Here is a 25,641-nt window from a genome sequence, read left to right on the forward strand (position 1 = left end):
CACTGGCTGAACGTCTCACCAGCTCACGAGCGCGCCCGCAAAGACCTGACATCGGTGCAACGTAACTTCGCGCACCACATACCTAAATACAGACATGAATAAAAGGATGCCCCATGAGCGTCGTATCTCCTTTCGTCCCCCACGGCCAGCATTTCATCGCAGGTGTGCAGATTGCGACAGAAGCGCAGTTTCGTTCGGCCCCGGCCAATGGCCCTGCGCATTCCTTCTCGGTGGGCACGCCCGCACTCGTCGACCAGGCCTGCCGTGCCGCCGAAGAGGCTTTCTGGTCCTTCGGCTACAGCACACGCGAGGAGCGCGCTGTTTTTCTGGAGGCCATCGCGGATGAAATCGAGGCGCGTGCTGACGCTATCACCGAGATCGGCACCCAGGAAACCGGCCTGCCCGTGGCCCGGCTCGTCGGCGAGCGCGGCCGCACGGTGATGCAACTGCGTCTCTTCGCGGCCCATATCCGTCTTGGCGACTACCTTGAACGCCGCCACGACTCCAGCCTCACCGACCCTCAGCCCTTGTCGACTCCCACGCTACGGTTGATGCAGCGGCCGATCGGCCCGGTGGCGGTCTTCGGGGCCTCGAATTTCCCGCTCGCGTTCTCGGTGGCAGGAGGCGATACCGCCTCGGCGCTGGCCGCGGGCTGCCCGGTCGTGGTCAAGGGGCACTCTGCGCATCCCGGCACCTCCGAAATCGTCGCGCAAGCGGTGCTTGCCGCCATTACCCGCTGTGGTATGCATCCAGGTGTCTTCTCGCTCGTTCAAGGCGGGCGGCGCGACGTGGGCGAAGCGCTCGTCCAGCACCCGCTGATCCGTGCTGTGGGGTTCACCGGGTCGCTTGGCGGTGGCCGTGCCCTATTCGATCTCTGCGCGGCGCGTCCCGATCCAATCCCATTCTTCGGTGAACTGGGGTCGGTCAATCCGATGTTCCTGCTGCCTGCCGCTCTTGCCGCCCGCGGCGAGGCGATCGGCACGGGCTGGGCCGCCTCGCTTACCATGGGCGCGGGGCAGTTCTGCACCAATCCTGGTATCGCCGTGGTCATGCGTGGCTCCGAGGGCGAGGCCTTTGCCGAAGGCGCCCGTGCCGCGCTGCGTCAGACCCCGCCGCAGGTGATGCTTACCGACGGTATTGCGGCTGCATACCGCGTCGGCCGCGACCGCATTGCCGCCGAAACGGGAGTGCGGTCGCTGCTAACCTCTCCCTGCGATCTGCGTGACGCCACGCCGAATCTCTTCTGCATTGCCGCCAAGGACTGGCTCGGCAATCACCTGCTTGCCGAAGAGGTCTTCGGCCCGCTCGGCCTGATCATTACGGTGGAAAGCCCTGCAGAGATGCGCGACGTCGCCAAATCCCTCGCTGGCCAATTGACTGCCACGATTCACATGGAGGAGGCCGATACCGAGGCCGCGCACGGGCTGCTCCCGATCCTCGAGCGCAAGGCCGGCCGCATACTTGTCAATGGCTTCCCCACTGGTGTGGAAGTCTGCGATGCAATGGTTCATGGTGGCCCTTATCCCGCTTCCACCAACTTCGGCGCCACTTCGGTCGGCACGCTCTCCATTCGCCGCTGGTTGCGTCCCGTCTGTTACCAGAACCTCCCCAAAGGCGTATTGCCAAAGGATCTGCAGTGACATCGGTAAAGAAAACCATACCCGCCTCCTGACACCCTTCGGTGCCATCTCGCGTGCTCTTTGGCAGCCAGTTCGACCTGTTCTTTTGGGGCGATGGCCTGCCTTGGCCGGCATCCGGATGCAGCGCATCGCCTGGGCTTGGCCAGTCTGGGGGCGGTTCCGCCTTCTGGCCCGGTATCTCGTGGCCGGAGACCTGCTGCGGTCATTGTCATAGGCCCATTCGCCGGGGTTATTGATGACCGATGGAGCAGGTTAAGGCTGAACCTGTTTGCTCGTAGCCATGGATCACCTCAATCTGATTGACCGCGAGCTGCTCATAACTGCGCAGAGCACACTCGCGGCAGCCCAGCTCGCCTCGCCATGATCCGGCAGCTTGGGTCGGTGCGAGAGTACGGGCACAGTCGTGGCCTCTAATTCGATGAGCTGGCGCAGTGGCTGATCCTGCTCGTGATGTTGTGTGGCGGCTCCATCGGGCAGGGATGTCCGCGAGCATCGGTACCAGGCATGGGCATCGTCGCTCGAAACGGTTTGGGCTTGACGCGGCGCGCCCATAGCACCCGGCTAGCCGCCTATTCTGCGAGATACCAAGGCTATGCGCGGTCTTGGTTACAGCCTGCATGGCATCAATTATTTGCCGCACCGCCGCTGTGCGATATCCGCTTCGATACCGTAGCCGCAGGGCTTAAATTCTTGATGGGATCCGCTCCCCGTCACGCTGAGTGCCTTAACCATGCAGTCAAGCGTAGAGCGGGGTTTCTCAATTGATTCTGCATAAGCATCTCCGCAATCTCTCGTTGCGTTTACTCAACAAATCTAATAACAAAAAAGAGAGTTTCAGAGATGACGAAATACAGGACTGCCCTATTCGCCTGCTCTGCGTTTTTGAGTATTTCTCCGGCATGGGCTCAGCAAGACACCGAACAGACCAAGCAATTGCAGGAGCTTACTGCGCGACTGGAGGAGCTGAACAAGCGGCTCGATCAGATGGGGGAGCAACTGAAGGCCGAGAAGTCGGCCGGCGCTGCCAGCGACGAGCATCGCAGAGCACTGGCGGCCAATCAGGACAAGCTGAAGGCCCTTGGACGCGATATAACCCTGTACGGCCAGATTGATCTTGGGGTCGAGCACGTCAGCAACGTAAGCGGCAGTGGCAATGTTTCGCGCTTGAGTTCGGGGATGGGGACTTCCTACGTGGGGGTTCGCGGCAAGGAGGATCTAGGCGGGAATCTTCGAGCCGTATGGAACCTGGAAGCCGGCTTTTCGCCAGACACTGGCACCTCGCTCCAGGGCGGACGCCTTTTTGGACGGCAGTCATACGTCGGCCTCGAAGGGGACTACGGCACTTTGACGTTCGGTCGCCAATACAACGTGCGGTTTTTGGCATGGCAGGAACTCAATCCGTTCGGCGCCGGTTCGCACGGCCTCACCACGCTGGACGAAGGCTATACAGGCTCTGCTCGCGCTGATAACTCCATTCGCTACCTCCTTCCCATCGGTAATTTCAACCTCGGTGTGAATTACAGCTTTGGCCGTGACGCCGTAAGTAATTGCGCGGGCGAGGTTGACGACGTCAACCAATGTCGAGAATGGGCGGGCATGATCAAGTACGACGCAAAGAGCTGGGGCTTGTCCAGCGCCTATGAGCGAATTTATGGCGGTACTGCAGCGACACCTGGCGGTCTCACTTCGCCGGATCGTACGGACAGCCGTTTCCTCTTGGGCGGCTACTTCATGGTACGTGATGCCAAGATAGCCGCGGGTTGGGTCAAGCGCGACAACGAAGGTATCGCTACACCGCAGAGCAACCTGGTGTGGCTGGCCGCCAAGGTACCGGTGGCCAAGAACTTTTCCATCGATGGCATGCTGGGGCAACTCAAATACAAAGGTTCGTCCGACAAGGGACAGGCGATCGTATTGCGCGGCGTCTACTCGCTGTCCAAGCAAACGGATCTGTATGTGTCGGCAGAACACATGAGTAACGGCGGCGACCTCTCTCTCGCAGCGACCAACTCTTCACCCAAGGTCGCCCCTCCAAATGGTGACTCGCAGATATCCATCATCTCGGGTATCAAATATCGGTTCTGAGAAGCGATGCGAGATCCGCACCACCCGGCATTCCCGGCATGATCCGGGAGTGCCGATTGAGGAGCGCGTTACACGCAACACTGAGTCGCAGGTACATGGCGTGAACGATGAGGAGGCGTGCCGCGGTAGGTGCCTGCACCCGCCGCAGTAAAGCCCATGATGCACAGCAGGCCGAACAGGATGGTTCTTGCAGCCGATTCGCAGTCGCCCTAACGTGCCGGAAAGCCACCCAGAATGGTGATCAGGAGTCGCACTTCGTTGATGCCATCCTGATGACCACTCCATTCGTAACCTTCAATGCTGATGTGCTCGTCCGGCGCACCCCACATCCACGCATTGATCGTTCTGCATGATTCGCACGTGACCTTTACCTCCCGATCAGGCGGGGTGTGCTATGTGCACATCGCCTGACCGCTCAGCGCGTATTCGTTGATTGGCGATGGCGCTTCGCTTTACTCGAGGATGGTGTCTGCTGTGATGTGGCGGCGAGACCCGTCAGCAGATGCTGAGCAGCTTCTTCCAGGCACGAAACCATGAGTTGCGCACTGGGGCTCAGGCCACGGTTGCGATTCCACAGCACGCCGGTTGGGCGGAGCAGTCTAGGCAGGTTCAACGGAAGCTTATGAAAAGGCTGGACAGGGTCATTGGCAATCGATCCAGCCATTACCGCGATGAACTCGGAGACTTGCAGGTGTGCACGGACGACGTGAATCGAGAGCGTTTCGATATAATTGTTGGTCAGCGGCACGTCATTCGCCTCGAGCGCCCGCTCCAGTGGATCACGCAATATCGAGCCGGGCGGCGGTAAGATCCAGGGGTAGGGGCACAGATCCGACCAATTCAGGGTCTTCCTGCGGGCCAGTGGATGGTGACGGCCCGTCATAAGCACCACCGGCTCCTCGAGAAGTTCCTTTTCCTCGAAGCTGCTGAGCGTATCCGGAGGCGGCAGGCGGCCCACGACCAAGTCGAGGCGACCTTGCCAGAGTTCAGGCAACAGCGACTCTGTCGTACCTTCGATCACCGTCACATTGGTACCCGATGACTGCTGCTTCAGGAAGTTCAGCGCCTGCGGCAGCAGCACCGAGGCGGAAGCCGGCAACATGCCGATGCGAACCTTGCCCTCGGCCCCCGACCTCAGGGACTTCAGCTCATCGCGGGCCTGGTGCAGGATTGTCAGCATTGCCCGCGCGTGGCGAAGGAGGCAATCGCCATATGGCGTGGGCATCAAGCCTTGCGTGGTGCGTGAAAACAAGGCGAGCCCAAGCCCCCGCTCGAGTTCGGCCAATGATTTCGACACGGCAGGTACGGTCACATGAGTGACCTCGGCCACTTGGGTCAGATTGCGGTACGTGTCGATCGCCACGAGCAGGCGCAAGTGCCGCGCCTTCAGATTGATCTGCAGATACCAGTCGAGATGATTCACATTGTGTACCTCAGCCGCTTGAGCTTTCTTCGAGTCGGCGTATGGATTTGCCCGGTTTGGTCAATCATGCGGCGAGCCGCTGCTGTTGGTGTTCTTGATCCTTGCGCGGCTTGGGTAAAAGGCGAGGCCAGCCATCGTTCTGGATTTTCTGGGCGAACCCAGGCACTGACGAGTATCGGATGTCCGAAAGGTGTCCCAGGAAAAGATCGAAGCCCAGGTTCGAGTGCTCTTGGGCTCGCTCGAAACCGTTTATTTTTCTCGCAAGAAGATGTGCCCGGCGAAGTCTCCGGTGCTGGACTAATACGCTCAGGCAAGCGGGACGTATAGGGAGGTCGAACGTGGTGGGCGATTTGACGGAACAATCAACAAAGACAGGAGAGATGTCGGCGACGTGCTGAGTATCAGGATCGTCAGAGGCAGGGGAGAGTGCCCTGGTGGTATCGGGCTGGCCATAGGCAATTACTCGTCGCGCGCGCTTGAATATGGGCTGGCGAGCAATGAAGGCATCCTGTTGATTGTTGTCCACGACCATTTCCCTCTTTAACGGACGTGCCCGGTCTGACCATGAAACACGTCATAGGCATGGAAGAGTGTCGAGCGGGTGGATGCATAAGGGGCGATGCTTGGCCGGCTTCGCGTGCCAATAACTTATAAGACGCGCTAAAAATTTTGCCCGTCTATCGGTGCAGTATCCATTGAGAAAAATGGCGTTGCATTTGAGTGAATGGTTAAGGGAGGTCTATGCAACGCGATGATGAGCGGGCCGCACACGCAGGCATTGGCATTGATCTGAATCCGCCCCGTCCTGCCGATTGGAATTTGACCGAAGACGGATTGCTGCCCCCTGTATCTGATGGCTTGTAGTGAGGGAAGGTCAAATTGCAGCTAGGGTCTGTTGCCTTTCACAGACATTCGCTTTCTTGGAATCACAGCCGTGGCACCTTGTTCCTCAATCTGCTCCCGTATCGCCTCGCTGTCATGGCCCTTGTCCGCGATGATGGTTTGTGCCATGAGGAGCGGGCGTTAAAAAATCAGGCTGGTGCGGCCCGCGCGAGACTGAGGCGCAACGCCAGCAGTACGCTCTTGAGCGTGGACGCAGTTTGCAATTCATTCATCTGGCCTTCCTGGCTCTCCTGCTAAAAAGACGTTGAACAGGTTCTAAGCGCTATCGGGGCCCTACGCCCAGCGGGCGCATAAAGCTGCGCTCGTAACTGATGATGCAGCGATTCTGCTGGGCATAGGCGAAGGCTTCCAGGCATTCGGCATCCTGCATGGAACGCTCGCGGTACTCCTCGTAGGCGGCCAGGCTGGGGAAGCTGAACAACGCCAGGGCCACGTTGTTGCTGCCTTCCGAGGGCAGGAAGTAGCCATGGTGCTGGCCGCCGAATTTCTCCACCAGCGGTATCCACAGCTTGGCGTAATGCTCGAATTCGGCGAGTTGATAGGGGTCGATGATATAGCGCAGGTAGCAGGTGATCATGGTTATCTCCTTGACTGGTTGCCCGGCATGGCCCAGGCCCTAATATGACTTTGATGGGGTGACGGATGTAAGGAGCGCCGGCCTTGTGCAAATGACCCTGGTGCCACATCACAGATCAAATGTCGTATCCGAGCGAACGGGCTGAGTGGTTGCTCAAAGGCGGAAGCGGCCGTTCGGTGACCCGCGTTGAACCATGGATCACGGCCTTCGGCCCCGGATTACGCCTGCGGCTAATCCAGGCTACGTTCTACGGTCTTAAAGGCGCAAACGGCCATTCGTAGGGTGGACGACGCTTGCCTACGCGGCCCGATCCGTCCACCGCTCTGCAATCGCAATGGTGGATGAAAAAAGCGTCATCCACCCTACGTCCGCTTGCGCCACATGGTTGCCATACCCCGTCTCGGGCACATCTACCACCCTGGCCGACACATGACCGTTGTCGCGACACTGGTGAGCGGCGGCAATGGTAATTGCCCATTCCAGGGTGGACATGAAAGCCCCCTAGGCGAATGGTTCGAGCAGCAGGAAGGTACCGGGCTGGCGCTGGTAGCTGTCGATCCTGGGTACCAGTGTCTGGAAATGCTCGGTCTTGCAGTGAGTATCCAGCGCGGCTCTGTCCGGCCATTTTTCGATGAAAACGAAATGACCAGGATCCTTCTCGTCGATGTGCAGATCGTAAGACAGGCACAGCGGCTCTTCGCGGGTTCGGCGTACCAATTCGGCGTAGAGCGGCAGTACCTGCTCGATGAATTCTTCCTTGATGAAGTCCTGGGCAATGACCGTGAGCATCGGGTTGCGGTTCTCCTGAGTGGTGGCGTTCCTGCGTGAACAGGATATGGGCGTGCGTGAAAAGAGGTTCAGGCCGTTTCATCGCGTGCCCAGAAGGTTTCGAGCACACTGCCGAAACGGCTGGTATCAAGTGGATCGAGGCGCTCTGCGCAGATCACCATGCCGCTCTGGGTGATGATCCGCAGGCGCAGCTGCTGGTCTCTCCATTCATAGACCAGCCTGCCCCAGTCCCAATCGTCGCAAGGTGGCACACGGCCTATGTGCTCGAATACCTGTTCAATGGGCTGTCCGGCGTAACGCTCCGGCTGGGCGAAAAAGGCCAGCAACCTTTCGGCGTTGGCTACCGAGGGCACTGGCGGCCTTCTGTTGCGGGTATGGCGTATCCACAGGGCCAGCACGACCAGCAGGGCAAGCAGCGCGATTACCATGCGTGGGTGATGCCGCTCGGCAGATGGGTAGCGCAAAGGCGGGTATGAGGCCTGTGCCCGGTATTGATCGAAGGATGGATCTTCATCGGTGGATATCCTTGTGCGTTCCCATTTCAGCTATTCAAAAGCCGTTCGAGCAACCACGCCGCCGCCGGGCCCAGCGGCCGCTCACGTGACCAGACCACATCCACTGAAACCTGCCTGGGCCAACCGTTGACTGCCAGTTCCTGCAGGCGCTCACCGCCATGGCCGATGACCAGTTGTCGTGGCAGTGCGGCCCAGCCAAAGCCCAGTGTGGCCATTTCCAGTAGCAGCAGATAGTCCGGTGCTGACCAGCAGCGTCCGCCGCTGCCTGGCAGATCGTCCAGTGCACCTTCCTGATCCGCCACGCTACTCAGGCGTAATACGCGCCAATGGGCCAGATCCTCCGGGTTGATCCGAGACGATCGGGTGAGCGGATGCCCCTTGGCAACGAAGAGACCGAAGTCCGCACAATCCGCCAGGCTCGCGTGTGCCAGTTCCGGTGGGTAGCTGGCCTGCGCGGCGAGCAGGCCCAGATTGGCGCGGCCCTGGCCGACAAGGTCGAGCACGTCAGCGTGTTCGGCGAAGAAGCATTCGAACTCCAGATCCGGGTATCGCTGGTCGAGTTCGGCCAAGCGAGCCTGATATTGGCTGGCCTGGTAGGCGTCCGACAGCACCAGCGTCAGCTTGGGCTCCAGGCCCGCAGCCAATTGGCCGGCCTGGCGCAACAGGCGATCCGACGCTGCCAGTACATCCTGTACGCGGCTCAGAAGGCTGCAGCCGGCCTCTGTCAGAGTGAGCTGGCGCGCACCGCGCACGAACAGGCTGACGTTGAGGTCGATTTCCAGTCGCGAAATCGCTTCGCTGATCGTCGACTGGCTTTTACCCAGGCGCCTGGCCGCCGCACTGAACGAGCCGGTGGCGGCTGCCTGGGCGAACGCATGGAGAGATTCGGGAGATAGGTTCATATCGGTTTTGCCGATGGCTGGCAACTTTGCTCTGGCTGTTTTTCCGATGAGGATAGTCCCATCGACGTTACCTAGCGAGTCTGGACAATGAGTCAATCCAATCAGCTTGCCCGTCGCTCCTTCAAGGAGCGCGTGCTGCATGCAACCCTGTTCGAGGTGATCGCCGTGGCGGTGTGCGCGCCGCTGCTGGCCTGGGCGATGGGTAAATCTCTGGCGCACATGGGCGCCCTGACGCTGATGTTCTCGGCCATCGCCATGCTCTGGAACATGATCTTCAACGTCATGTTCGACGCTGCCCAGCGGCGCATGGGCTTCGAGCGCGGCCTGTGGGCGCGGATCAGCCATGCCTTGCTCTTCGAGGCTGGCCTGATTCTGGTGCTGGTACCGCTGGCGGCCTGGTGGTTGTCCATCAGTCTGGTCGCGGCATTCTTTCTGGATATCGGCCTGATCCTGTTCTTCCTGCCTTACACCCTGGGCTACAACTGGGCGTACGACAGCCTGCGCGAGCGCTACTTCAATCGCCGCGAGGCCTGCTCTCTGGCTTGCCGATAGCGACTGGCTTTCGCGACGATCTGCCAGGCTGCAGGTCGTCGGCCGAGTGCCATGTAGCTTGGATTCGTTGCAGGCAACCCCTAAGCTGCGCGGATTTCCAATCCCCGAAGGCAAGGGTATGGCAACTCAGAGCATCGTCGTTCCGCGGATTTCCAGCTTTCCTGGCCATGAGCGCAAAGCGCAGCAGATCCTGCGCTGGCTGGCCAAGCGCGATATCGTCGCGGCGCTGCCCACCACCTGTGGGCGCAGTGGCATGGCCTACGCCATCGCGCCAGGGGCGAGTCGGGTCGTTGAATTTGCGGATCGGTTGCCGTTCGGCCAACCCATCAATGGCCTGGAAGTCATTTACCGGCGCTGCATCTATACGCCCATCGACGATTTTCTCGAGGAGGCCGGCTGCCCCGAGTGCCGTCGAGAAGTCGGCGAGGCGCTGTTCGAGAGCCTGGATGAGTGGACGCCGGGGGAAACCGACAACTTCATGTGCCCCGAATGTCGGCACGAAGATGACATCAACGGCTTCCTGTTTCTGCAACCCTGCGGTTTTTCCAACCTGGGTTTCATCTTCAACGGCTGGGCCGGGGCGCGCTTCACGCCAGCCTTTCTCGAAGAGTTCGCCGAACGGCTGGGCTACCCGGTTGCATTGGTGCAGGCCTGAGAGCCTGTTCACGATCTTTGTGCTTGGCAGATCGGCGGCAAAAGCAGCCCCTGTAGGGTGGATGACGCTTTTTTCATCCACCATTGCGACCGCAGAGTGGTGAACGGATCGGGCCGCGTAGGTGAAGCGTCATCCACCCTACGACAGGCCGCTACTGCCACTTTGCTGTCATTGCACGTGCAATCTCGTCGAAAGATCTTGAGCCGGCTCTGGAAGGAGGCTTATTGCCGCTCTCGGCCTGGCAGCCTGGAGACCAGCCTCTGGCGCGGTTCTGCATATAAAAGGGGGAGCTCTTCCCTGAGCCTGAATAGATCAGGCTGCATGAATCCGCTTCGGTTCCCTGCCGGCTGAGAATCATTGATATTAATTGCCGAACGGTCGAACCTATTCTTTACATTGAGTGACGGGGGCTGACTCGGTATAATGGCGCGCTTCCAATTTTCCCGTCTGGGAGCCCCCGCCATGCTGCGTATCAGTCAAGAAGCTCTTACCTTCGACGACGTTTTACTTATCCCCGGTTTCTCCGATGTTCTGCCGAAGGACGTCAGCCTCAAGACTCGCCTCACCCGTGGCATCGAGTTGAATATTCCGCTGCTGTCCGCCGCCATGGATACCGTGACCGAAGCCCGCCTGGCCATCGCCATGGCGCAGGAAGGTGGCATCGGCATCATCCACAAGAACATGACCATCGAGCAGCAGGCTGTCGAAGTCCGCAAGGTCAAGAAATTCGAATCCGGTGTGGTCAAGGATCCGATCACCATCGAGGCCGACGCCACCGTGCGCGACCTGTTCGAACTGACCCGCCAGCACAACATCTCCGGCGTACCGGTGCTGAGCAACGGTGATCTGGTCGGCATCGTCACTTCCCGTGACGTGCGCTTCGAGAACCGCCTGGACGCTACCGTGCGTGAAGTGATGACGCCCAAAGAGCGTCTCGTCACGGTCAAGGAAGGCGCTACCAAGGAAGTGGTTCGCGAGCTGCTGCACAAGCACCGCATCGAGAAAGTCCTGATCGTCGACGACGCTTTCACCCTCAAGGGCATGATGACCGTCAAGGACATCGAGAAAGCCAAGGCCTACCCGCTGGCCAGCAAGGACGACCAAGGTCGTCTGCGCGTCGGTGCCGCCGTAGGAACTGGCGCCGATACCGGTGACCGAGTTGCCGCGCTGGCCAATGCCGGCGTCGATGTGATCATCGTCGATACTGCTCACGGTCACTCCAAGGGCGTGATCGAGCGCGTGCGCTGGGTCAAGCAGAACTTCCCGGACATCCAGGTGATCGGCGGCAACATCGCCACCGGCGCTGCTGCACTGGCCCTGGCCGAAGCGGGCGCCGATGCGGTCAAGGTCGGTATCGGCCCTGGCTCGATCTGCACCACCCGTATCGTCGCCGGTGTCGGCGTGCCGCAGATCTCCGCCGTGGCCAATGTCGCTGCGGCGCTGGAAGGCACTGGCATTCCGCTGATCGCCGATGGCGGCATCCGCTTCTCCGGTGACCTGTCCAAGGCCATCGTTGCCGGCGCTTCGGCGGTAATGATCGGTTCCATGCTGGCCGGTACCGAGGAGGCACCGGGCGAGATCGAACTGTTCCAGGGGCGTTCCTACAAGGCTTACCGTGGCATGGGCTCGCTGGGCGCCATGTCCCAGGCTCAGGGTTCCTCGGATCGCTACTTCCAGGATTCCTCCGCCGGTGCCGAGAAGCTGGTGCCCGAGGGCATCGAAGGCCGCGTGGCCTACAAGGGCGCCATGGGCTCCATCGTCCATCAGTTGATGGGCGGCCTGCGTGCCTCCATGGGTTACACCGGTTGCGCGACCATCGAAGAGATGCGCACCAAGCCCGAGTTCGTGCGTATCACCGGTGCCGGCATGGCCGAATCCCACGTTCACGACGTGCAGATCACCAAGGAAGCGCCGAACTACCGGGTAGGCTGAAGCAGCCCCAAGCGACAAGCTGCAAGCGCCAAGCTGTTAGGATGAGCCTGATAGCCTGGCTTACAGCTCCCCAATTACTTGCAGCTTGAAGCTTGCAGCTTGAAGCTGCCTCGTAGAGGCACCCATGGCCCATCAAGACATTCACGCTCACCGCATCCTGATCCTCGATTTCGGTTCCCAGTACACCCAGTTGATCGCCCGCCGCGTGCGCGAGATCGGCGTGTATTGCGAACTGCACCCGTTCGACATGGACGATGACGCGATTCGCGAATTCGCACCGCGCGGCGTCATCCTCGCCGGTGGTCCGGAGTCGGTACACGAAGCCAACAGCCCGCGCTGCCCGCAAGCGGTGTTCGACCTCGGCGTGCCGGTGTTCGGCATCTGCTACGGCATGCAGACCATGGCCGAGCAGCTTGGCGGTCGAGTGGCCGGTTCCGACCTGCGCGAATTCGGCTATGCCCGTGTCGACGTGGTCGGCAAGAGCCGCATCCTCGATGGCATCGAAGACCACGTCGATGCCGACGGCGTATTCGGCCTGGACGTATGGATGAGCCACGGCGACAAGGTCACCGAGATCCCGGCTGGCTTCCACGTGCTGGCCAGCACGCCGAGCTGCCCGATCGCCGGCATGTTCGACGACGACCGTCACTACTACGGCGTGCAGTTCCACCCGGAAGTGACCCACACCAAGCAGGGCGAACGCATCCTGTCGCGCTTCATCCTCGACATCTGCGGCTGTGAAGCCCTGTGGACGCCGTCGAAGATCGCCGAAGACGCCATCGCTCAGGTACGCGCCCAGGTCGGCGACGCCAACGTGCTGCTCGGCCTATCCGGCGGCGTGGACTCCTCGGTGGTGGCAGCGCTGCTGCACAAGGCCATCGGCGATCAACTGACCTGCGTATTCGTCGACAACGGCCTGCTGCGCCTGCACGAAGGCGAGCAGGTGATGGCCATGTTCGCCGAGAACATGGGCGTCAAGGTAATCCGCGCCAACGCCGAAGCGCAGTTCCTCGACAACCTGGCCGGCGAAGCCGATCCGGAGAAGAAGCGCAAGATCATCGGTCGCACCTTCATCGACGTGTTCGATGCCCAGGCCAGCCAGCTCGACAACATCCAGTTCCTGGCGCAAGGCACCATCTACCCGGACGTGATCGAGTCCGCTGGCGCCAAGAGCGGCAAGGCCCACGTGATCAAGTCGCACCACAACGTCGGCGGCCTGCCCGAGGAAATGAACCTCAAGCTGGTCGAACCGCTGCGCGAACTGTTCAAGGATGAAGTGCGTCGCCTCGGTCTCGAACTGGGCCTGCCGTACGATATGGTCTACCGCCACCCGTTCCCGGGCCCGGGTTTGGGCGTGCGCATCCTCGGTGAAGTGAAGAAGGAATACGCCGACCTGCTGCGCCGTGCCGACCACATCTTCATCGAAGAACTGCGCAAGGCCGACTGGTACCACAAGGTCAGCCAGGCGTTCGTGGTGTTCCAGCCGGTGAAATCGGTTGGCGTGGTCGGTGACGGTCGCCGTTACGCCTGGGTCGTGGCCCTGCGTGCAGTGGAAACCATCGACTTCATGACCGCCCGCTGGGCGCACCTGCCTTACGAACTGCTGGAAACCGTCAGCGGTCGCATCATCAACGAAATCGACGGCATCTCCCGCGTCACCTACGACGTGTCGAGCAAGCCGCCAGCGACCATCGAGTGGGAATGATCCCACGTCCAGCACTGTCCGGCACGATCTAGCAAAAAATGCCAAGAAGCCCGCGTAATTGCGGGCTTCTTGCATTTTGCGTCTGGCATTTTCTGGCAGGGTTTGGCAGCGCCAAGCAGCTCTTTTACATGGCACAGATGATGGTAGTATCGAGAGGAAATACCATGTGCTGCGCTCGGTACCATGATGATGGTCAAGCTGAGCTCATGGTATCGATTTTGATCTAAGCATTGATTTCTAAGGGTTTTAGCCATTTTGGGTCGATGTTTTTCATCATGGTATTTTTACATGGAGATTTGCCGGGGCGATGCTGACCGATACCAAGCTGCGCAACCTCAAGCCGCAAGAGAAGCTGTACAAAGCCAACGACCGGGATGGCCTGTACGTAGCGGTCACACCCGCAGGCTTAATCTCGTTCCGCTACAACTACTCGATCCATGGCAGGCAGGAGACCATTACCTTCGGCCGCTACGGTGTCGGCGGAATCACGCTGGCAGAGGCACGAGAGCGCTTGGGCGAAGCGAAGAGGATGATTGCCGCAGGTAAGTCGCCAGCGAAGGAGAAGGCCAGGGACAAGGCTCGTACCAAAGGGGCGGAGACCTTCGACGCTTGGGCCGAAAAGTGGCTGCGCGGTTATCAGATGGCCGACTCGACCCGCGACATGCGCCGCTCAGTTTACGAGCGCGAGTTGAAGCCGAAATTCGGTAGTCAGAAACTCTCTGAAATCACCCACGAAGACCTGCGTAGCCTGACCGATGCCATCGTGGCGAGAAACGCACCGGCGACGGCAGTGCATTCCTGAGAAATCGTATTGCAGGTCTACCGCTGGGCCATCGAGAGCGGTCAGAAGGTAGAGAACCCTGCTGATTTGGTGCGCCCGGCAAGCATCGCCAAATTCGAGCCGCGGGATCGCGCGTTGCTGCCCGACGAGATCGCGCTGATGTATCAGTACATGGATCGAATCGGCACGGCATCGTCTGTACGCGCTGCGGCCAAGTTGCTGCTACTCACCATGGTGCGTAAGAGTGAGCTGACCAATGCTACGTGGAGCGAAATCAACTTCACCGAGGCGCTATGGACGATCCCCAAGGAGCGCATGAAGCGCCGTAATCCCCATTTGGTGTTCCTGTCGAACCAGGCCCTGGATTTCTTCATTGCACTGAAGACCTTTGCAGGCGGTTCGGACTACGTGTTCCCGTCTCGATACGATTCCGATCAACCGATGAGTGCTGCTACGATCAATCAGGTGCTGACGCTGACGTATCGGCTTGCGCAGAAGGAAGGCAAATCACTAGGCAAGTTTGGCCCGCATGACCTGAGGCGCACGGCCAGCACGCTATTGCATGAGGCAGGCTATAACAACGACTGGATCGAGAAGTGCCTTGCGCATGAGCAGAAGGGCGTCAGGGCGGTTTATAACAAGGCTGAATACCGCGATCAGCGTCGAGCCATGTTGCAGGACTGGGCAGACATGATGTTGGTATGCCGTTGTCGGTGCGGCGTATTTCTGTCCGTCTTGCGGGGCAAACGCTGCGGAACTTGTCTTCGATCTCACAGCCCAGGGCATCCGGCAGTCGCTTGCAGCCGTTGACGCCATCAGAGCCGCCATTGCAGATGCAGATACTGCTGAGAACACGTGCCGTCTGATCGTTGAGAGCGCTTTACAGAACGTGGTGACGGCATTCCAGAGGATTGCAGAAGCGCTCCACGCGCGCGTAGCCCCGACAACCAAGATTCGGCGCAACGCATTTCAGAATCTTACCGAAGGGTCAGCTCTTTGGGCTGCCGCGACAGGGGGAGGTTACGATAAGCATCTTACGAGAGTCGAGATGGAATACCTGACAAAGGCCTTCCAACAGCGTCATCTGCTCGCTCATACGCAGGGTGTAGTTGATGATGATTACATCCAGGAAACCGCCGACATACGGTATAAGTCTGGGCAGCGATTAGTGATCAAACGTGAGGCTGTGACTGAAGCTCTTAATCTAGTCGAGCAACTGACTAACGGCATTCGCCAGGACGCCAAGGAGAAAGGTTGAGTTTATGAACGGATTGTTTGGTTAAAAGCGGTTGTTTGATCTATAAATAAATGCTTCCCCTTCTTGAAAAAGGATAAAAAATTGGAAAAAATTATTGCAACCGAAGTGTCGCCTCACGGTTTAGACAATGAAATACTTACATATCTCACCGCCAGATCCAATGACCTAAAGCTTGATGATGCAGTAGTGTACTACGGATTTCCGGTATTCAAGGACTATGAGCATGAAACAATAAAGTCTAAGATTTTGATTTTGTCTAAAGTTCATGGCTTGGTTCTAATCCAGACATCTAGCAAATCTAACGCTGAGACCGATGACGAAAATCTGAGTCAGATCTTTAGTTTTATTGACTCTGCTATCCGGAAAAGCAAGTTACTGAGGAAAAGCAAAAAAGAGCTGCATGTTCAATTTGAGAGCGCTATTTTTTGTGCCGAGCAATTTGATAGTGAAGATCTAGAAAATGAAACGATAACGTCAATCAATGGGATAGAAGTATATCTTGACGAATTATGCCACGACGATTCTCCGCTAAGTAATGAAATATTTGACGAGGCCCGGGCGATAATTGAGGGCTCTAAAGCTCTTTCAAAACCCTCCCGAAGGATCAAGGTGTCGGATGACCCATCTACAAAGCTAAATATTTTAATTGAGTTGGAAAAAGAAATATCAAATTTCGACATCGACCAAAGAAAGATTGCGATTAGTCTAATTAATGGTCCTCAGCGCATTCGGGGTCTTGCTGGATCAGGGAAAACTGTAGTCCTAGCAATGAAAGCTGCGCACATTCACTTGCAGCACCCTGACAAAAAAATATTATTTACTTTTTACACAAAAAGTCTATACGAGTTGATCAAGGAATCGATTGCTCGATTCTATAGGCACTTCGCCGGAGACGAGCCTAATTGGGAGAAAATTGACATTCTACATGCTTGGGGTGGGCGAAAAATCGACGGAGTGTATTTCAACGCATGCATGGAGAATTCGCTGACACCAATTGCGTTTCAAGTGGCAAAAAGCAACAACCCTAATGATCCATTTAGCTTTATTTGCGAGAAGCTTGAAGAGCGAAAATTAAAGCAGAAATATGATTATATTTTGATCGACGAAGCACAAGACTTGCCCAATGACTTTTTTAAAATATGCTATCAGCTCGCGAAAGGGGACGCGGGAAGTGATAAAAATATTGTCTGGGCATATGACGACTTACAGTCAATATTCAATGTCTACCAGCGTACACCTGAAGAATTGTTTGGTAATGCGAGTGACGGAAGCCCAAAAATTGATCTTAGGAGGTTTAAGGCGAATCTAAGCTATGGTCAAAGTAATGACCTTGTGCTTTACAAATGCTATCGAAACCCGCTGGAAATCTTGGTGACGGCTCACGCTGTAGGCTTTGGGCTTTATTCGGAGAAGCCCGTTCAGATGCTTGAAAACGAAGAGCACTGGGAGGACGTCGGCTATACAGTTGAATCGGGATCATTGACCGCTGGTACGCAGGTTAAAATTACGCGAAGCCGAGAAAATAGCCCTTTATCGATTTATCACCAACAAAGCAAGAATGACTTGGTGAAGCTATATGGTGCGGATTCAATAGATGAAGAGTGCTTGTGGATTACAGAGGGAATTTCCGCAGCTCTGGCAGAAGGCTTAAAGCCCCATGATATTCTCGTGATTTCATTGGATGATTTAAATGCGAGAACATACTTTGCTAAAATCTCTCGTGCGCTGGCACAGAACGGAATAAGATCGAATAATCTCCTAACCTCAATTTCTGCGGCACCACCTTTTACTCTTGATGATATGGTGACACTTTCTACTGTACATAGAGCGAAGGGTAACGAAGCCCCCCTAGTTTTCGCAGCTGGTATAGATGCAATATATCAATACAAAAACCACAGAAGTGGAAGAAACAAGTTATTCACCGCATTCACGAGAACCAAAGCTTGGTTGCGGGTTAGCGGGTGGGGTGAAAAGGCTAATTATTTCTTTCGTGAGATTGAGCAAAGCCTCCATAACGCTCCAAGCTTGATATTCGAAGTGCCAAACATCGAAGAGATTGAAACAATTCAGCGTGATCTCGATAGTAAAAGTTCAGAAATATACAAGCTTCATCAAATGGTAGGCGAACTACGCGATCAAGGTTTCACTGAGGAAGAGATTCAAATGGAATTGAACCTGGCGTTTGGGAAGGGAGAATGATGAGTGCAGCCTTCGATAGAAGTGTGAGAAGAACTGTAGATTTTGCCTATGAAGCTGGTATCGCTCTGCAATGCGGCCCCATCAGCTCACTAAAAGCTTCATCGGACTTCAAGAGAGCAGCAAGGCAGTCCAGTAGTTATAGTCAGGTTTATGATGTCGGTGCGAAAAATCAAGACTTTAACTTAATGCTTAAGGATCACTCATTTTTCCAATTCACAGAAACCACCGAGCGAGAGGATATTCGTCTAGCATATTATCCAAACCCCTATTCCTTTATTGAATATCAGAATGACCGTCAAACAGCGGAAAGCATGCTTGCAAATGGTGATATTACTTTGCAGGAGTTTGAACAGCTAATAAGCGAGGGGAATATGACGTTCGATATCCCAATTATAAGATACGATCTTTCAACGAATCAGTACTGCGCTAAATATCATCCGGCTGCCCACTTTCATATCGGGTTTAAAGCTGAAAACAGATGGCCTGTAAATAGAGTGCTTTCCCCATTTGCCTTTTTTCTGAAAATAATATTCCTCTATCATTCCTTGACTTGGAAGGAGAAGGGTGAGTACGAAAAAGAAAGTAAAATAGAAAATTACTTTGAGGAGGAATACATTCGCGAACTTGCATCTTGTTCTCAGTTGGACGATGATTTCTTCCAAGAAACCGAGGCTCGCAGATTACATTTTCGATAACAAAGTGCTGCCTTCGCTCTTTCGTGTAGCACTAAAAAGTTGCTGCACGAGAGAACGCTCATCTGTCCAAGATAATCAAGCATGTAAGTGGTGACTCATAGTCAAACAAAACGTGCTTCCCCCAATATAGTGAGATACTAGCTACGCCAGCGTTATGGATGACTGTTGGCGATTTTTCGCTAGCAGCGAAAAAGCTTGTGAACCAATGCCATTGGTCGCTCCTTGAGTCGGTGCAAAAAAGGAACAAGAGCTAGCTCTGTTAATTTCCGGTTGCGCTCGCTATATGCACGGTTTGCGGCACGTCAGCTTGTGTAATCTCCTCTAAGCTATACTTGAGTCCACTCTTAATTTTCTATACGACTTAAATCTATGTGGCCGCTAATGGGGAAGGGAACAAATGGCATCCGAAGTCGCGGCGCTTCTTGGTGCGATCGCGTCACCCTCTACTCCACCTTCAACATAGAGGATGGCACCAGATGAAAGGCCGTCCACACGACGAGGCAATGGCCGAACAGCTCTATGCTGATCCGGTCTACGCCGCTGAACTGTTGGCCGAAGTGCGCCGTAACGGCGACCCGGCCGAGCTTGCTATCTTATTGCGGCAGCTGACCAAGGTGGTCGGGCAGGGCAGCGGGGGGAGCTCTGTCGAGGTGGAGCGCGTGCTACCGCCTTCATAGCAAAAAATGGCATTTTTCATGGTATTGGTGATGCTTTATTCTGTAATTTATTGATATTGCTTATATATTTTTTGTAGAAAATAATAGAGTGGAATGATTGGACGTCCGGCACTGACCGGCGCCAACTAGCAAGAAACACTCTGAAGCCCGCGTAATTGCGGGCTTTTTCTATTCTGCGCCTGGCATTTTTCAACTGCGCTCGGCATCGCCAGGCAGCGTTTTTCCGTGGCACGTTCGGCACTAGAGGGCGAGGTCGTGGCCGTGCATCGCTGCAGTGGGACGGCAGTTCGGTGTTTATGTGAGGTTTTCGAGGTTGCAGATGCGAATATTTATCGTTATGAGATGATTTTAGAATTATAGTTCCCGCCGAAAAAACGTATGGCTTCGTCACAATAGAAATTCATAGGGCTCTAGCGGCTGAAACTGAATCATCAAGGATCTTGAGCATGGCTGATAATAAAACCGGGTTTATCAACACACGTGTATCAAGGCAACGCACCGCTGTTGCCGTCCTGTTCTGCGCCCCAATGGTTGCTACTCCCCTGGGCGCGAATGCCCAAGAAGCAGGCAGCGCCAATGAGGAGGAGACCTACCGCCTCGCGCCGATCATCGTCAATTCCCAGGTCGCGGCCAGTGATGATGCGAACTCGGTGGTCGCTCAGGAGCTCTGGGTTGGCGGTAAGGTCGCCACCAGCATCCTCAATACGCCTGCTTCCGTTTCCGTGATCACGCAGAAGGAAATAGAGCAGCGCAGTGCCAGCACCACTGAAGAAGTTCTGAAATACACGCCGGGCGTCATTGCCGACTACTACAGCACCGATGATCGCAACGATTACTTCCAGATTCGAGGCTTCAACGCCACGACTTATCGCGACGGCCTGACCCTGGGCTCGATGCGCGGCGTGCGTGAAGATTCATTCGCTTATGAGCGTGTCGAGGTGTTGCGTGGTGCCAACTCCACGCTGTTCGGCCCGGCCGACCCGGGTGGTTCGGTGAACTTCGTGACCAAGAAGCCGCGCTTCGAAAATTCGGTCAGGTTTACGGCTCTTACGGCTCCTTCAATCACAAGGAAACCGGCATCGATGTTGGTGACTCGTTGAACGCGGATCAGACCCTGGCGTATCGTTTCACCGGCAAGTTCCAGGACAGCGATCGTGAGTACGACCATTCTCGTGACGATAATCAGTTCGTCATGGGTGGCCTGACTTGGGCACCGACTGCCTTTACCTCGGCAACTCTGGTCGTCGATCATCTTAAGACCAAGAGCACGCCGAACAGTGGCGGTTACCCTATGGACAGGGAATATGACCGTGATGAGTTCTTCGGCGAGCCCGGCTACAACTTCCACGATGTCGAACGCACCAATATCAGTGGCAGCCTCAGCCACGACTTCGACAATGGCTTTGTGCTACGTAGCAACTTGCGTTACAGCGAATTACACGATGATTATGGTTTTGCCTATCTGACTGGAGTCCGTACCGGAGACATGCTGGGCCGTGCTGTTCTGGGTGCAGACAATGAGGCCGAGCAGCTCAACGGCAATCTGATGCTGCAGTACGACGCCCGTTTTGGGAATATCGACAGCAGCACTACGGTCGGCGTGGAGTACGGCGACTCGTCGACCGACGAAAGCGCTATATATCAGGGAATAGATCCCATCAGCGTTACCAATCCCGTGTACACGGGTGTTGCGTCAGGACTTTTGCCCTATCTTTCCAGGAAACAGGACTACACCAGCAAATCGGTATTCCTGCAGCAGAACCTGTCGTTCTACGAGCGTTTTATCGTCACTGCCGGTGTGCGTAACGACTCCATGGATTTGTCCAGTAAGGGATTCAACAACTTCAACGTTGTCCCTGAGTTTGACGACAGCGACAGCTTCTCAGAGACCTCTTACCGGGGGGCGCTGACTTATATCGTTAACGATGAGGTTTCCACCTACGTCAGCATGGTGGAGTCCGTCTCCGTGCCAGAGATCGGCACCACCCCGGAGCGCGGCATACAGTACGAAGTGGGCGTGAAGTATTCGCCAATGGCGATGAATGCGCTGTTCTCTGCCGCCATCTATGAGTTGACTCAGGAAGATGTCGCCACGGCGGTTGTGCAGCCGAATGGCAATATCGAGCAGCAGACCGTGGGCGAGCAGCGCGTGCGTGGCCTCGATCTGGAAGCCAAAGCTGAGCTGACCGAGAACCTGACCCTAGTTGGTGGTTACACCTATATGGACACCGAGGTTCTTCGTGGTGCGCTGCAAGTATGGAATGGGGCGAGCTATGATGCCGTATCGATCAAGGGTAACAAGCTCGTTACCGCTCCCAAGCATTCGGCCTCGCTCTGGACTTATTACAGCGTGCCTAGAACGGATGTTAGTGTCGGTTTGGGTGCCCGTTATGTTGGGGCCTACCATTTCAACGATCTCAACGATACTGGCGAGAGCGATGGCACCACGCTGTTCGATGCCGCGTTCAACTACCAGATCGTCAAGGGCACAGACCTAGCCATCAACGTCAGCAACCTGTTCGACGAGCAGCATGTGGTCGGTCGCGGTACCGCGAACTACTACAACTCGGGTCGCGAAGTCACTGCCAAGGTGAGTTACAACTGGTAAGCCGGTGTCATCACCTGTGCTGTTTCTTGCCGCACAGGTGATTCTCCATAGTTGCTGTTCGCCGATACCGTCGCCTTTTGCTGCGATTACCGTCTCAAGGGTCGTTGCGGGACGCAAACCATCAGCACTTCGTCCACGCGGTCATCCGGCAAGCCGGATTGATTAAGCGCTGCGCGGATGACATGCGTGCCGAGCGAAGTGGCTGATCCCGGCGCCAATCGCCAAGGAGGCGTCCCGGCGGTATGCGCGTTGCCGCGACGGTGACGATGGAGCCGGGGGAGGGTGGCTATAGCGGTGTTTTCTTCACGCGATGCCTGCGTCTACGGCGCCGCAGGCGCGGGTGGCGCGGGTGGCTGGCGCATGCCGGTTGCGAAAACGATCAGGGACAGTGCCGTGCAGCCCGCCAGAACGGCGCCCAGCGCGGTGTAGGCAGGCAGATCGAGGCTGCTGGCGATGCTGATGGCCAGCGCCGCGCTGCCCATCTGGAGGAAGCCGAGCAGAGCCGAGGCCGTACCCGCCTGATGGCCGAACGGCTGCAGGGTGATCGCGGTGCCGAGTGGATTCACCATGCCCATGCCAAGCAGGAACACCGCCAGCGACACGCTGAACATCGTGACGGTCTGCGATCCGGTCAGCAGTAGAGCGCCGCCAGTGAGTGCGAGGGCGACACCTGCGAGCATGACCGGCCGTGCTCCCCAGCGATGGGCCAGCCGTGGCGCGAGCAGGCCGGCGGCGAATACCACGAACACGGTCGTGGCGAAGAACAGCCCAAGATCCAGCGACGAGAAACCCAGGCCATCCATCAGGATGGCCGGTGCCGTCGCGAAGACGGTGTAGAGCCCGCCAAGGATGAGGCTGACCGACGCCGCCGGTACGATGAAGCGGGGATCGACGAGCAGCCGGGCGTAGCCCTTCACGATGGCCGCGGCCGAGATCGCTGCGCGTCGATCTGCCGGATGGGTCTCGCCTGTGCCGATCACGTAGTGCACTGCGAGCACCAGCCCCAGCATGCCGACCAGCACGAAGGCGCCGCGCCAGCCGAACAGGTGATTCAACGCGCCGCCGAGCAGCGGCGAGAAGCCCGGCGCCGCTGCCATCGCCACCATGATGAGTGCCAGGGTTCGCGCGAGCGCTTCGCCCTCGAAGAGATCGCGCGCGATGGCGCGTGACAGCACGGAGGCCGCGCACACGCCCAGGGCCTGTACGACGCGGCCGGCAACCAGCCAGGGCAAGTTCGTCGCCAGCGCACACAGCGTGCTGCCGGCCAGGAACACGGCCAGGCCGCCCAGCACCAGCCACCGCCTGCCGAAGCGATCGGACAGTGGCCCTGCCAGGAGCTGGCCCACCGCGAACGCGATGAAGAAGCTGCTGAGCGTGACGCCGAGATCCTTGGTCGACACGCCCAGGTCGCTGCCCATGTCCGGGAAGGCGGGCAGGATGATGTTGGTCGACAGTGCCCCGAGCGCAGCCAGGCCGGCCAGCAGGAAGAGCAACGAACCTGTCAGGCGACGTGGCACCGGCAGGAGATCCGTGTCGAGCGCCGCGCTGCCCGGCACTGCCTGCAGGTCTGTTCGTTCCGTGGTTGGTCTGGTCATGGGCGTCTCTTTAGCCGGCAAGGATGTCAGTGAGGTAGACGCCGTGCGACAGGCCCTGTTTGACCTGGTGCGACGGTTCATCGACGGCGACTTCTTCCTTGCCGGCTTCCAGCGCATCCAGCGTGCGGCGTACGACGTCTTCGGGCGTGGCCTTGGGCACGTCGAAGGCCCGCACCAGATCGGTGTCGATGAAGCCACCATGGAAGCCCAGAACCTGGGTGCCCTGGGCACGCAGCTCGTGGCGCAGGCCATTGGTCAACGACCAAGCCGCTGCTTTGGAGACGCTATAGGCGGCGATTGCCGGTGTGTTGATCCAGCTCACGATGGAGAGAATGTTCACCAGCGCACCGCCACCGTTACGACCCAGGGTGCTGGCGAATGCTCTGCTGGTGTTCAGCACGCCGAAGAGGTTGGTATCCAGTTGTTCGCGTAGCAGCGCATCGGCATCCTCGGTGAGGAATCCGCCCAGCCGGGCGATGCCTGCGTTGTTGATCAGCACGGTGACATCACCACAGACGCGCGCAGCTTCCGCGACCTCTTCGGGCTTGGTCACGTCCAACTGGATCGGCACCACGCCGGGAAGCGTGACGGAGGCCGGATTGCGTGCCGCGGCGTAGACCTTCGCGGTACCGCGTGCCAGCAGTTGTTTGGAGAATTCAAGACCGAGACCACGATTGGCCCCGGTGACCAGGACAACAGAACCTTCGAGTTTCATGGGACATCCTTCTGCTCTGAGCGCTCTTCGTTTATATGACGGTTGTAATATAAAAGGCCGTAAGAAAAGCCGGTCATGCCAATGACGCCCCGGCCGGAGTGTTCGCCTTATGGGTACCGTGAGGTGACAAGCAACGTATTCATGCCTGTCCCCAGCGACGAAAAATCACGCTGGCATTGACCCCGCCAAAGCCGAAGCCATTGGAGAGCGCGTATTCGATGGGCATCTGCCGTGCGCTGGGGCCAACCAGATCGAGTCCTTCGGCCAACGCGTCGGGTGTGGTCAGGTTCAGTGTGGGCGGAACGACCTGATCGCGCAGGGCAAGTACCGTGAAAATGGCCTCGATGCCACCAGCGGCGCCCAGTAGATGGCCGGTCGACGATTTGGTCGAGGTGATCGTTGGACACGACGTGGTTCCGAACACTGCCCGAATAGCCGCCAGTTCGCCCTTGTCGCCCACCGATGTCGAGGTCGCATGCGCATTGATGTGCTGGATCTGGCTCGGAGAGAGCCCCGCCTGCCGCAAGGCTTGCTCCATGGATCGGCGGGCACCATCGCCATCCTCGGGGCCTGCAGTCAAATGATAGGCGTCGGCGCTCGTGCCATAGCCGACCAATTCGGCGAGGGGATGCGCGCCCCTTGCCAGCGCATGCTCCAACGACTCGATCACCAGCAAGCCTGCGCCTTCGCCCATGACAAAGCCATCGCGCTCCTGGTCGAAAGGACGCGACGCCTGTTCCGGTCGATCATTGAAGCGGGTCGCCAGCGCCCGCGCGGCGGCAAAACCGCCAAGGCTGGCGCGATGGATGGCCGCTTCGGAACCGCCGCACAAGGCGACATCCGCTTCGCCGGAGCGGATCAGCCGCGCTGCATCGCCAATCGCCTGAACGCTGGCGGCACAGGCCGTCACTGGAGTGCCGATGGGGCCTTTGAAGCCATGGCGTATCGAGACATGCCCCGCCGCGAGGTTGGCCAGAAAGGATGGCACGGTGAAGGGCGACAAACGGCGCGGCCCTCGGTCATCGGTGATGCGCACTGCCTCTGCAATCGCACCAAAACCACCGATGCCGGTTGCAATGATCGTGGCGGTTCGCTGTTGCTGCTCGGCATCCTGGGGCGTCCACCCCGCTTGCGTCAGCGCTTCCTGAGCCGCTACAAGCGAGAACTCGATGAAGCGATCCATTTTCTTGCGATCCTTGGCCGCTGCCGCCAGTTCGGGATCAAAGCCGGCAACCGGGTCTTCGGCCAGCGAAGGAACCTGCCCACCCACGGTGCAGGGTACGCCATCGGTCAATTCGGCGGACAACGATCGGATTCCCGACTGCCCGGCAAGCAATCTGCGCCATACCTCCTCGGTGCCACACCCCAGCGGTCCGACGATGCCGACGCCTGTCACGACGATACGCTTGCTTTGCTTGACCATCGGGGACTTCCT

General features: G+C 57.7%; 20 protein-coding genes and 3 pseudogenes. 12 read left to right on the forward strand and 11 right to left on the reverse strand.

The genetic code is table 11. From position 1 onward, the window contains the following. Positions 1 to 113: 113 nt before the first annotated feature. Together DNK06_RS20230 and DNK06_RS20235 are read left to right on the forward strand one after the other, a co-directional pair. Positions 114 to 1,640 (forward strand): aldehyde dehydrogenase (NADP(+)), encoded by a 1,527-nt coding sequence (locus tag DNK06_RS20230; RefSeq protein ID WP_131181795.1) that lies wholly within the window; start codon positions 114 to 116, stop codon positions 1,638 to 1,640. 840 nt (positions 1,641 to 2,480) lie between these two features. Then, entirely contained in the window at positions 2,481 to 3,725 is a 1,245-nt protein-coding gene (locus DNK06_RS20235; RefSeq protein WP_207390017.1) for a porin, read from the forward strand. Positions 3,726 to 4,140: 415 nt separating this feature from the next. Here DNK06_RS20235 and DNK06_RS20240 read toward each other — a convergent pair whose 3' ends face one another. From DNK06_RS20240 to DNK06_RS20275, 8 genes and pseudogenes are all read right to left on the reverse strand, one after another. Continuing rightward, on the reverse strand, positions 4,141 to 5,148 hold the full coding sequence (locus DNK06_RS20240) for a LysR substrate-binding domain-containing protein (protein ID WP_131181796.1): 1,008 nt from the start codon (positions 5,146 to 5,148) through the stop codon (positions 4,141 to 4,143). 64 nt (positions 5,149 to 5,212) lie between these two features. Then, positions 5,213 to 5,674, reverse strand: a complete 462-nt coding sequence (locus DNK06_RS20245; protein ID WP_131181797.1) for a hypothetical protein — start codon at positions 5,672 to 5,674, stop codon at positions 5,213 to 5,215. Positions 5,675 to 6,042: 368 nt separating this feature from the next. After that, a pseudogene (locus DNK06_RS20250) lies at positions 6,043 to 6,156 on the reverse strand (IS5/IS1182 family transposase); the annotation flags it as partial. A gap of 157 nt (positions 6,157 to 6,313) precedes the next feature. Next, on the reverse strand, positions 6,314 to 6,628 hold the full coding sequence (locus DNK06_RS20255) for an NIPSNAP family protein (RefSeq protein WP_131181798.1): 315 nt from the start codon (positions 6,626 to 6,628) through the stop codon (positions 6,314 to 6,316). 297 nt (positions 6,629 to 6,925) lie between these two features. Further along, positions 6,926 to 7,120 carry a hypothetical protein gene (locus DNK06_RS20260; RefSeq protein ID WP_131181799.1) on the reverse strand — a complete coding sequence of 65 codons (195 nt, stop codon included), beginning with the start codon at positions 7,118 to 7,120 and terminating at the stop codon, positions 6,926 to 6,928. A gap of 9 nt (positions 7,121 to 7,129) precedes the next feature. After that, a complete protein-coding gene (locus DNK06_RS20265) occupies positions 7,130 to 7,417 on the reverse strand; it encodes a putative quinol monooxygenase (protein ID WP_131181800.1) in 288 nt (95 codons plus the stop codon). Between the two features lie 68 nt (positions 7,418 to 7,485). Continuing rightward, on the reverse strand, positions 7,486 to 7,845 hold the full coding sequence (locus DNK06_RS20270; protein ID WP_131181801.1) for a hypothetical protein: 360 nt from the start codon (positions 7,843 to 7,845) through the stop codon (positions 7,486 to 7,488). A 113-nt stretch (positions 7,846 to 7,958) separates the two neighbouring features. Then, a complete protein-coding gene (locus DNK06_RS20275) occupies positions 7,959 to 8,834 on the reverse strand; it encodes a LysR family transcriptional regulator (protein ID WP_207390018.1) in 876 nt (291 codons plus the stop codon). A gap of 87 nt (positions 8,835 to 8,921) precedes the next feature. Between DNK06_RS20275 and DNK06_RS20280 the strand changes: the two genes are divergently transcribed. From DNK06_RS20280 to DNK06_RS20330, 10 genes and pseudogenes are all read left to right on the forward strand, one after another. Next, positions 8,922 to 9,386 (forward strand): multidrug/biocide efflux PACE transporter, encoded by a 465-nt coding sequence (locus DNK06_RS20280; protein ID WP_131181802.1) that lies wholly within the window; start codon positions 8,922 to 8,924, stop codon positions 9,384 to 9,386. Positions 9,387 to 9,504: 118 nt separating this feature from the next. Next, positions 9,505 to 10,041: a sugar ABC transporter ATPase gene (locus DNK06_RS20285; RefSeq protein WP_131181803.1), complete on the forward strand. Its 537-nt coding sequence runs from the start codon at positions 9,505 to 9,507 to the stop codon at positions 10,039 to 10,041. A gap of 462 nt (positions 10,042 to 10,503) precedes the next feature. Further along, positions 10,504 to 11,973 (forward strand): IMP dehydrogenase, encoded by a 1,470-nt coding sequence (guaB, locus tag DNK06_RS20290; protein WP_131181804.1) that lies wholly within the window; start codon positions 10,504 to 10,506, stop codon positions 11,971 to 11,973. 124 nt (positions 11,974 to 12,097) lie between these two features. Further along, entirely contained in the window at positions 12,098 to 13,678 is a 1,581-nt protein-coding gene (gene guaA / locus DNK06_RS20295) for a glutamine-hydrolyzing GMP synthase (RefSeq protein WP_131181805.1), read from the forward strand. Between the two features lie 307 nt (positions 13,679 to 13,985). Next, a pseudogene (locus DNK06_RS20305) lies at positions 13,986 to 15,155 on the forward strand (tyrosine-type recombinase/integrase); the annotation flags it as partial. Between the two features lie 352 nt (positions 15,156 to 15,507). Then, positions 15,508 to 15,717 carry a hypothetical protein gene (locus DNK06_RS20310; protein WP_131181806.1) on the forward strand — a complete coding sequence of 70 codons (210 nt, stop codon included), beginning with the start codon at positions 15,508 to 15,510 and terminating at the stop codon, positions 15,715 to 15,717. Between the two features lie 81 nt (positions 15,718 to 15,798). Beyond that, positions 15,799 to 17,916, forward strand: a complete 2,118-nt coding sequence (locus tag DNK06_RS20315) for a DEAD/DEAH box helicase (protein WP_131181807.1) — start codon at positions 15,799 to 15,801, stop codon at positions 17,914 to 17,916. After that, positions 17,916 to 18,611, forward strand: a complete 696-nt coding sequence (locus tag DNK06_RS20320) for a DUF2290 domain-containing protein (protein WP_165493680.1) — start codon at positions 17,916 to 17,918, stop codon at positions 18,609 to 18,611. The genes DNK06_RS20315 and DNK06_RS20320 overlap by 1 nt, the downstream gene beginning before the upstream one ends. 476 nt (positions 18,612 to 19,087) lie before the next feature. Beyond that, on the forward strand, positions 19,088 to 19,288 hold the full coding sequence (locus DNK06_RS20325) for a transcriptional regulator (RefSeq protein WP_131181809.1): 201 nt from the start codon (positions 19,088 to 19,090) through the stop codon (positions 19,286 to 19,288). 527 nt (positions 19,289 to 19,815) lie between these two features. Then, positions 19,816 to 21,896: pseudogene (locus DNK06_RS20330) on the forward strand (TonB-dependent siderophore receptor). Between the two features lie 320 nt (positions 21,897 to 22,216). Here the strand turns inward: DNK06_RS20330 and DNK06_RS20335 are convergent. The 3 genes from DNK06_RS20335 to fabF all read right to left on the reverse strand — a co-directional run bounded on the left by DNK06_RS20335 (position 22,217) and on the right by fabF (position 25,629). Next, positions 22,217 to 23,491, reverse strand: a complete 1,275-nt coding sequence (locus DNK06_RS20335; RefSeq protein ID WP_131181810.1) for a multidrug effflux MFS transporter — start codon at positions 23,489 to 23,491, stop codon at positions 22,217 to 22,219. Between the two features lie 10 nt (positions 23,492 to 23,501). Next, on the reverse strand, positions 23,502 to 24,206 hold the full coding sequence (locus DNK06_RS20340; protein WP_131181811.1) for an SDR family oxidoreductase: 705 nt from the start codon (positions 24,204 to 24,206) through the stop codon (positions 23,502 to 23,504). Between the two features lie 139 nt (positions 24,207 to 24,345). Continuing rightward, positions 24,346 to 25,629, reverse strand: coding sequence for a beta-ketoacyl-ACP synthase II (gene fabF, locus DNK06_RS20345; protein WP_131181812.1), 1,284 nt, complete (start codon positions 25,627 to 25,629; stop codon positions 24,346 to 24,348). Positions 25,630 to 25,641 lie beyond the last annotated feature (12 nt).

Origin of the sequence: Phytopseudomonas daroniae (assembly GCF_004327285.1) — a bacterium.
GTDB classification, from domain to species: Bacteria; Pseudomonadota; Gammaproteobacteria; order Pseudomonadales; family Pseudomonadaceae; genus Aquipseudomonas; species Aquipseudomonas daroniae.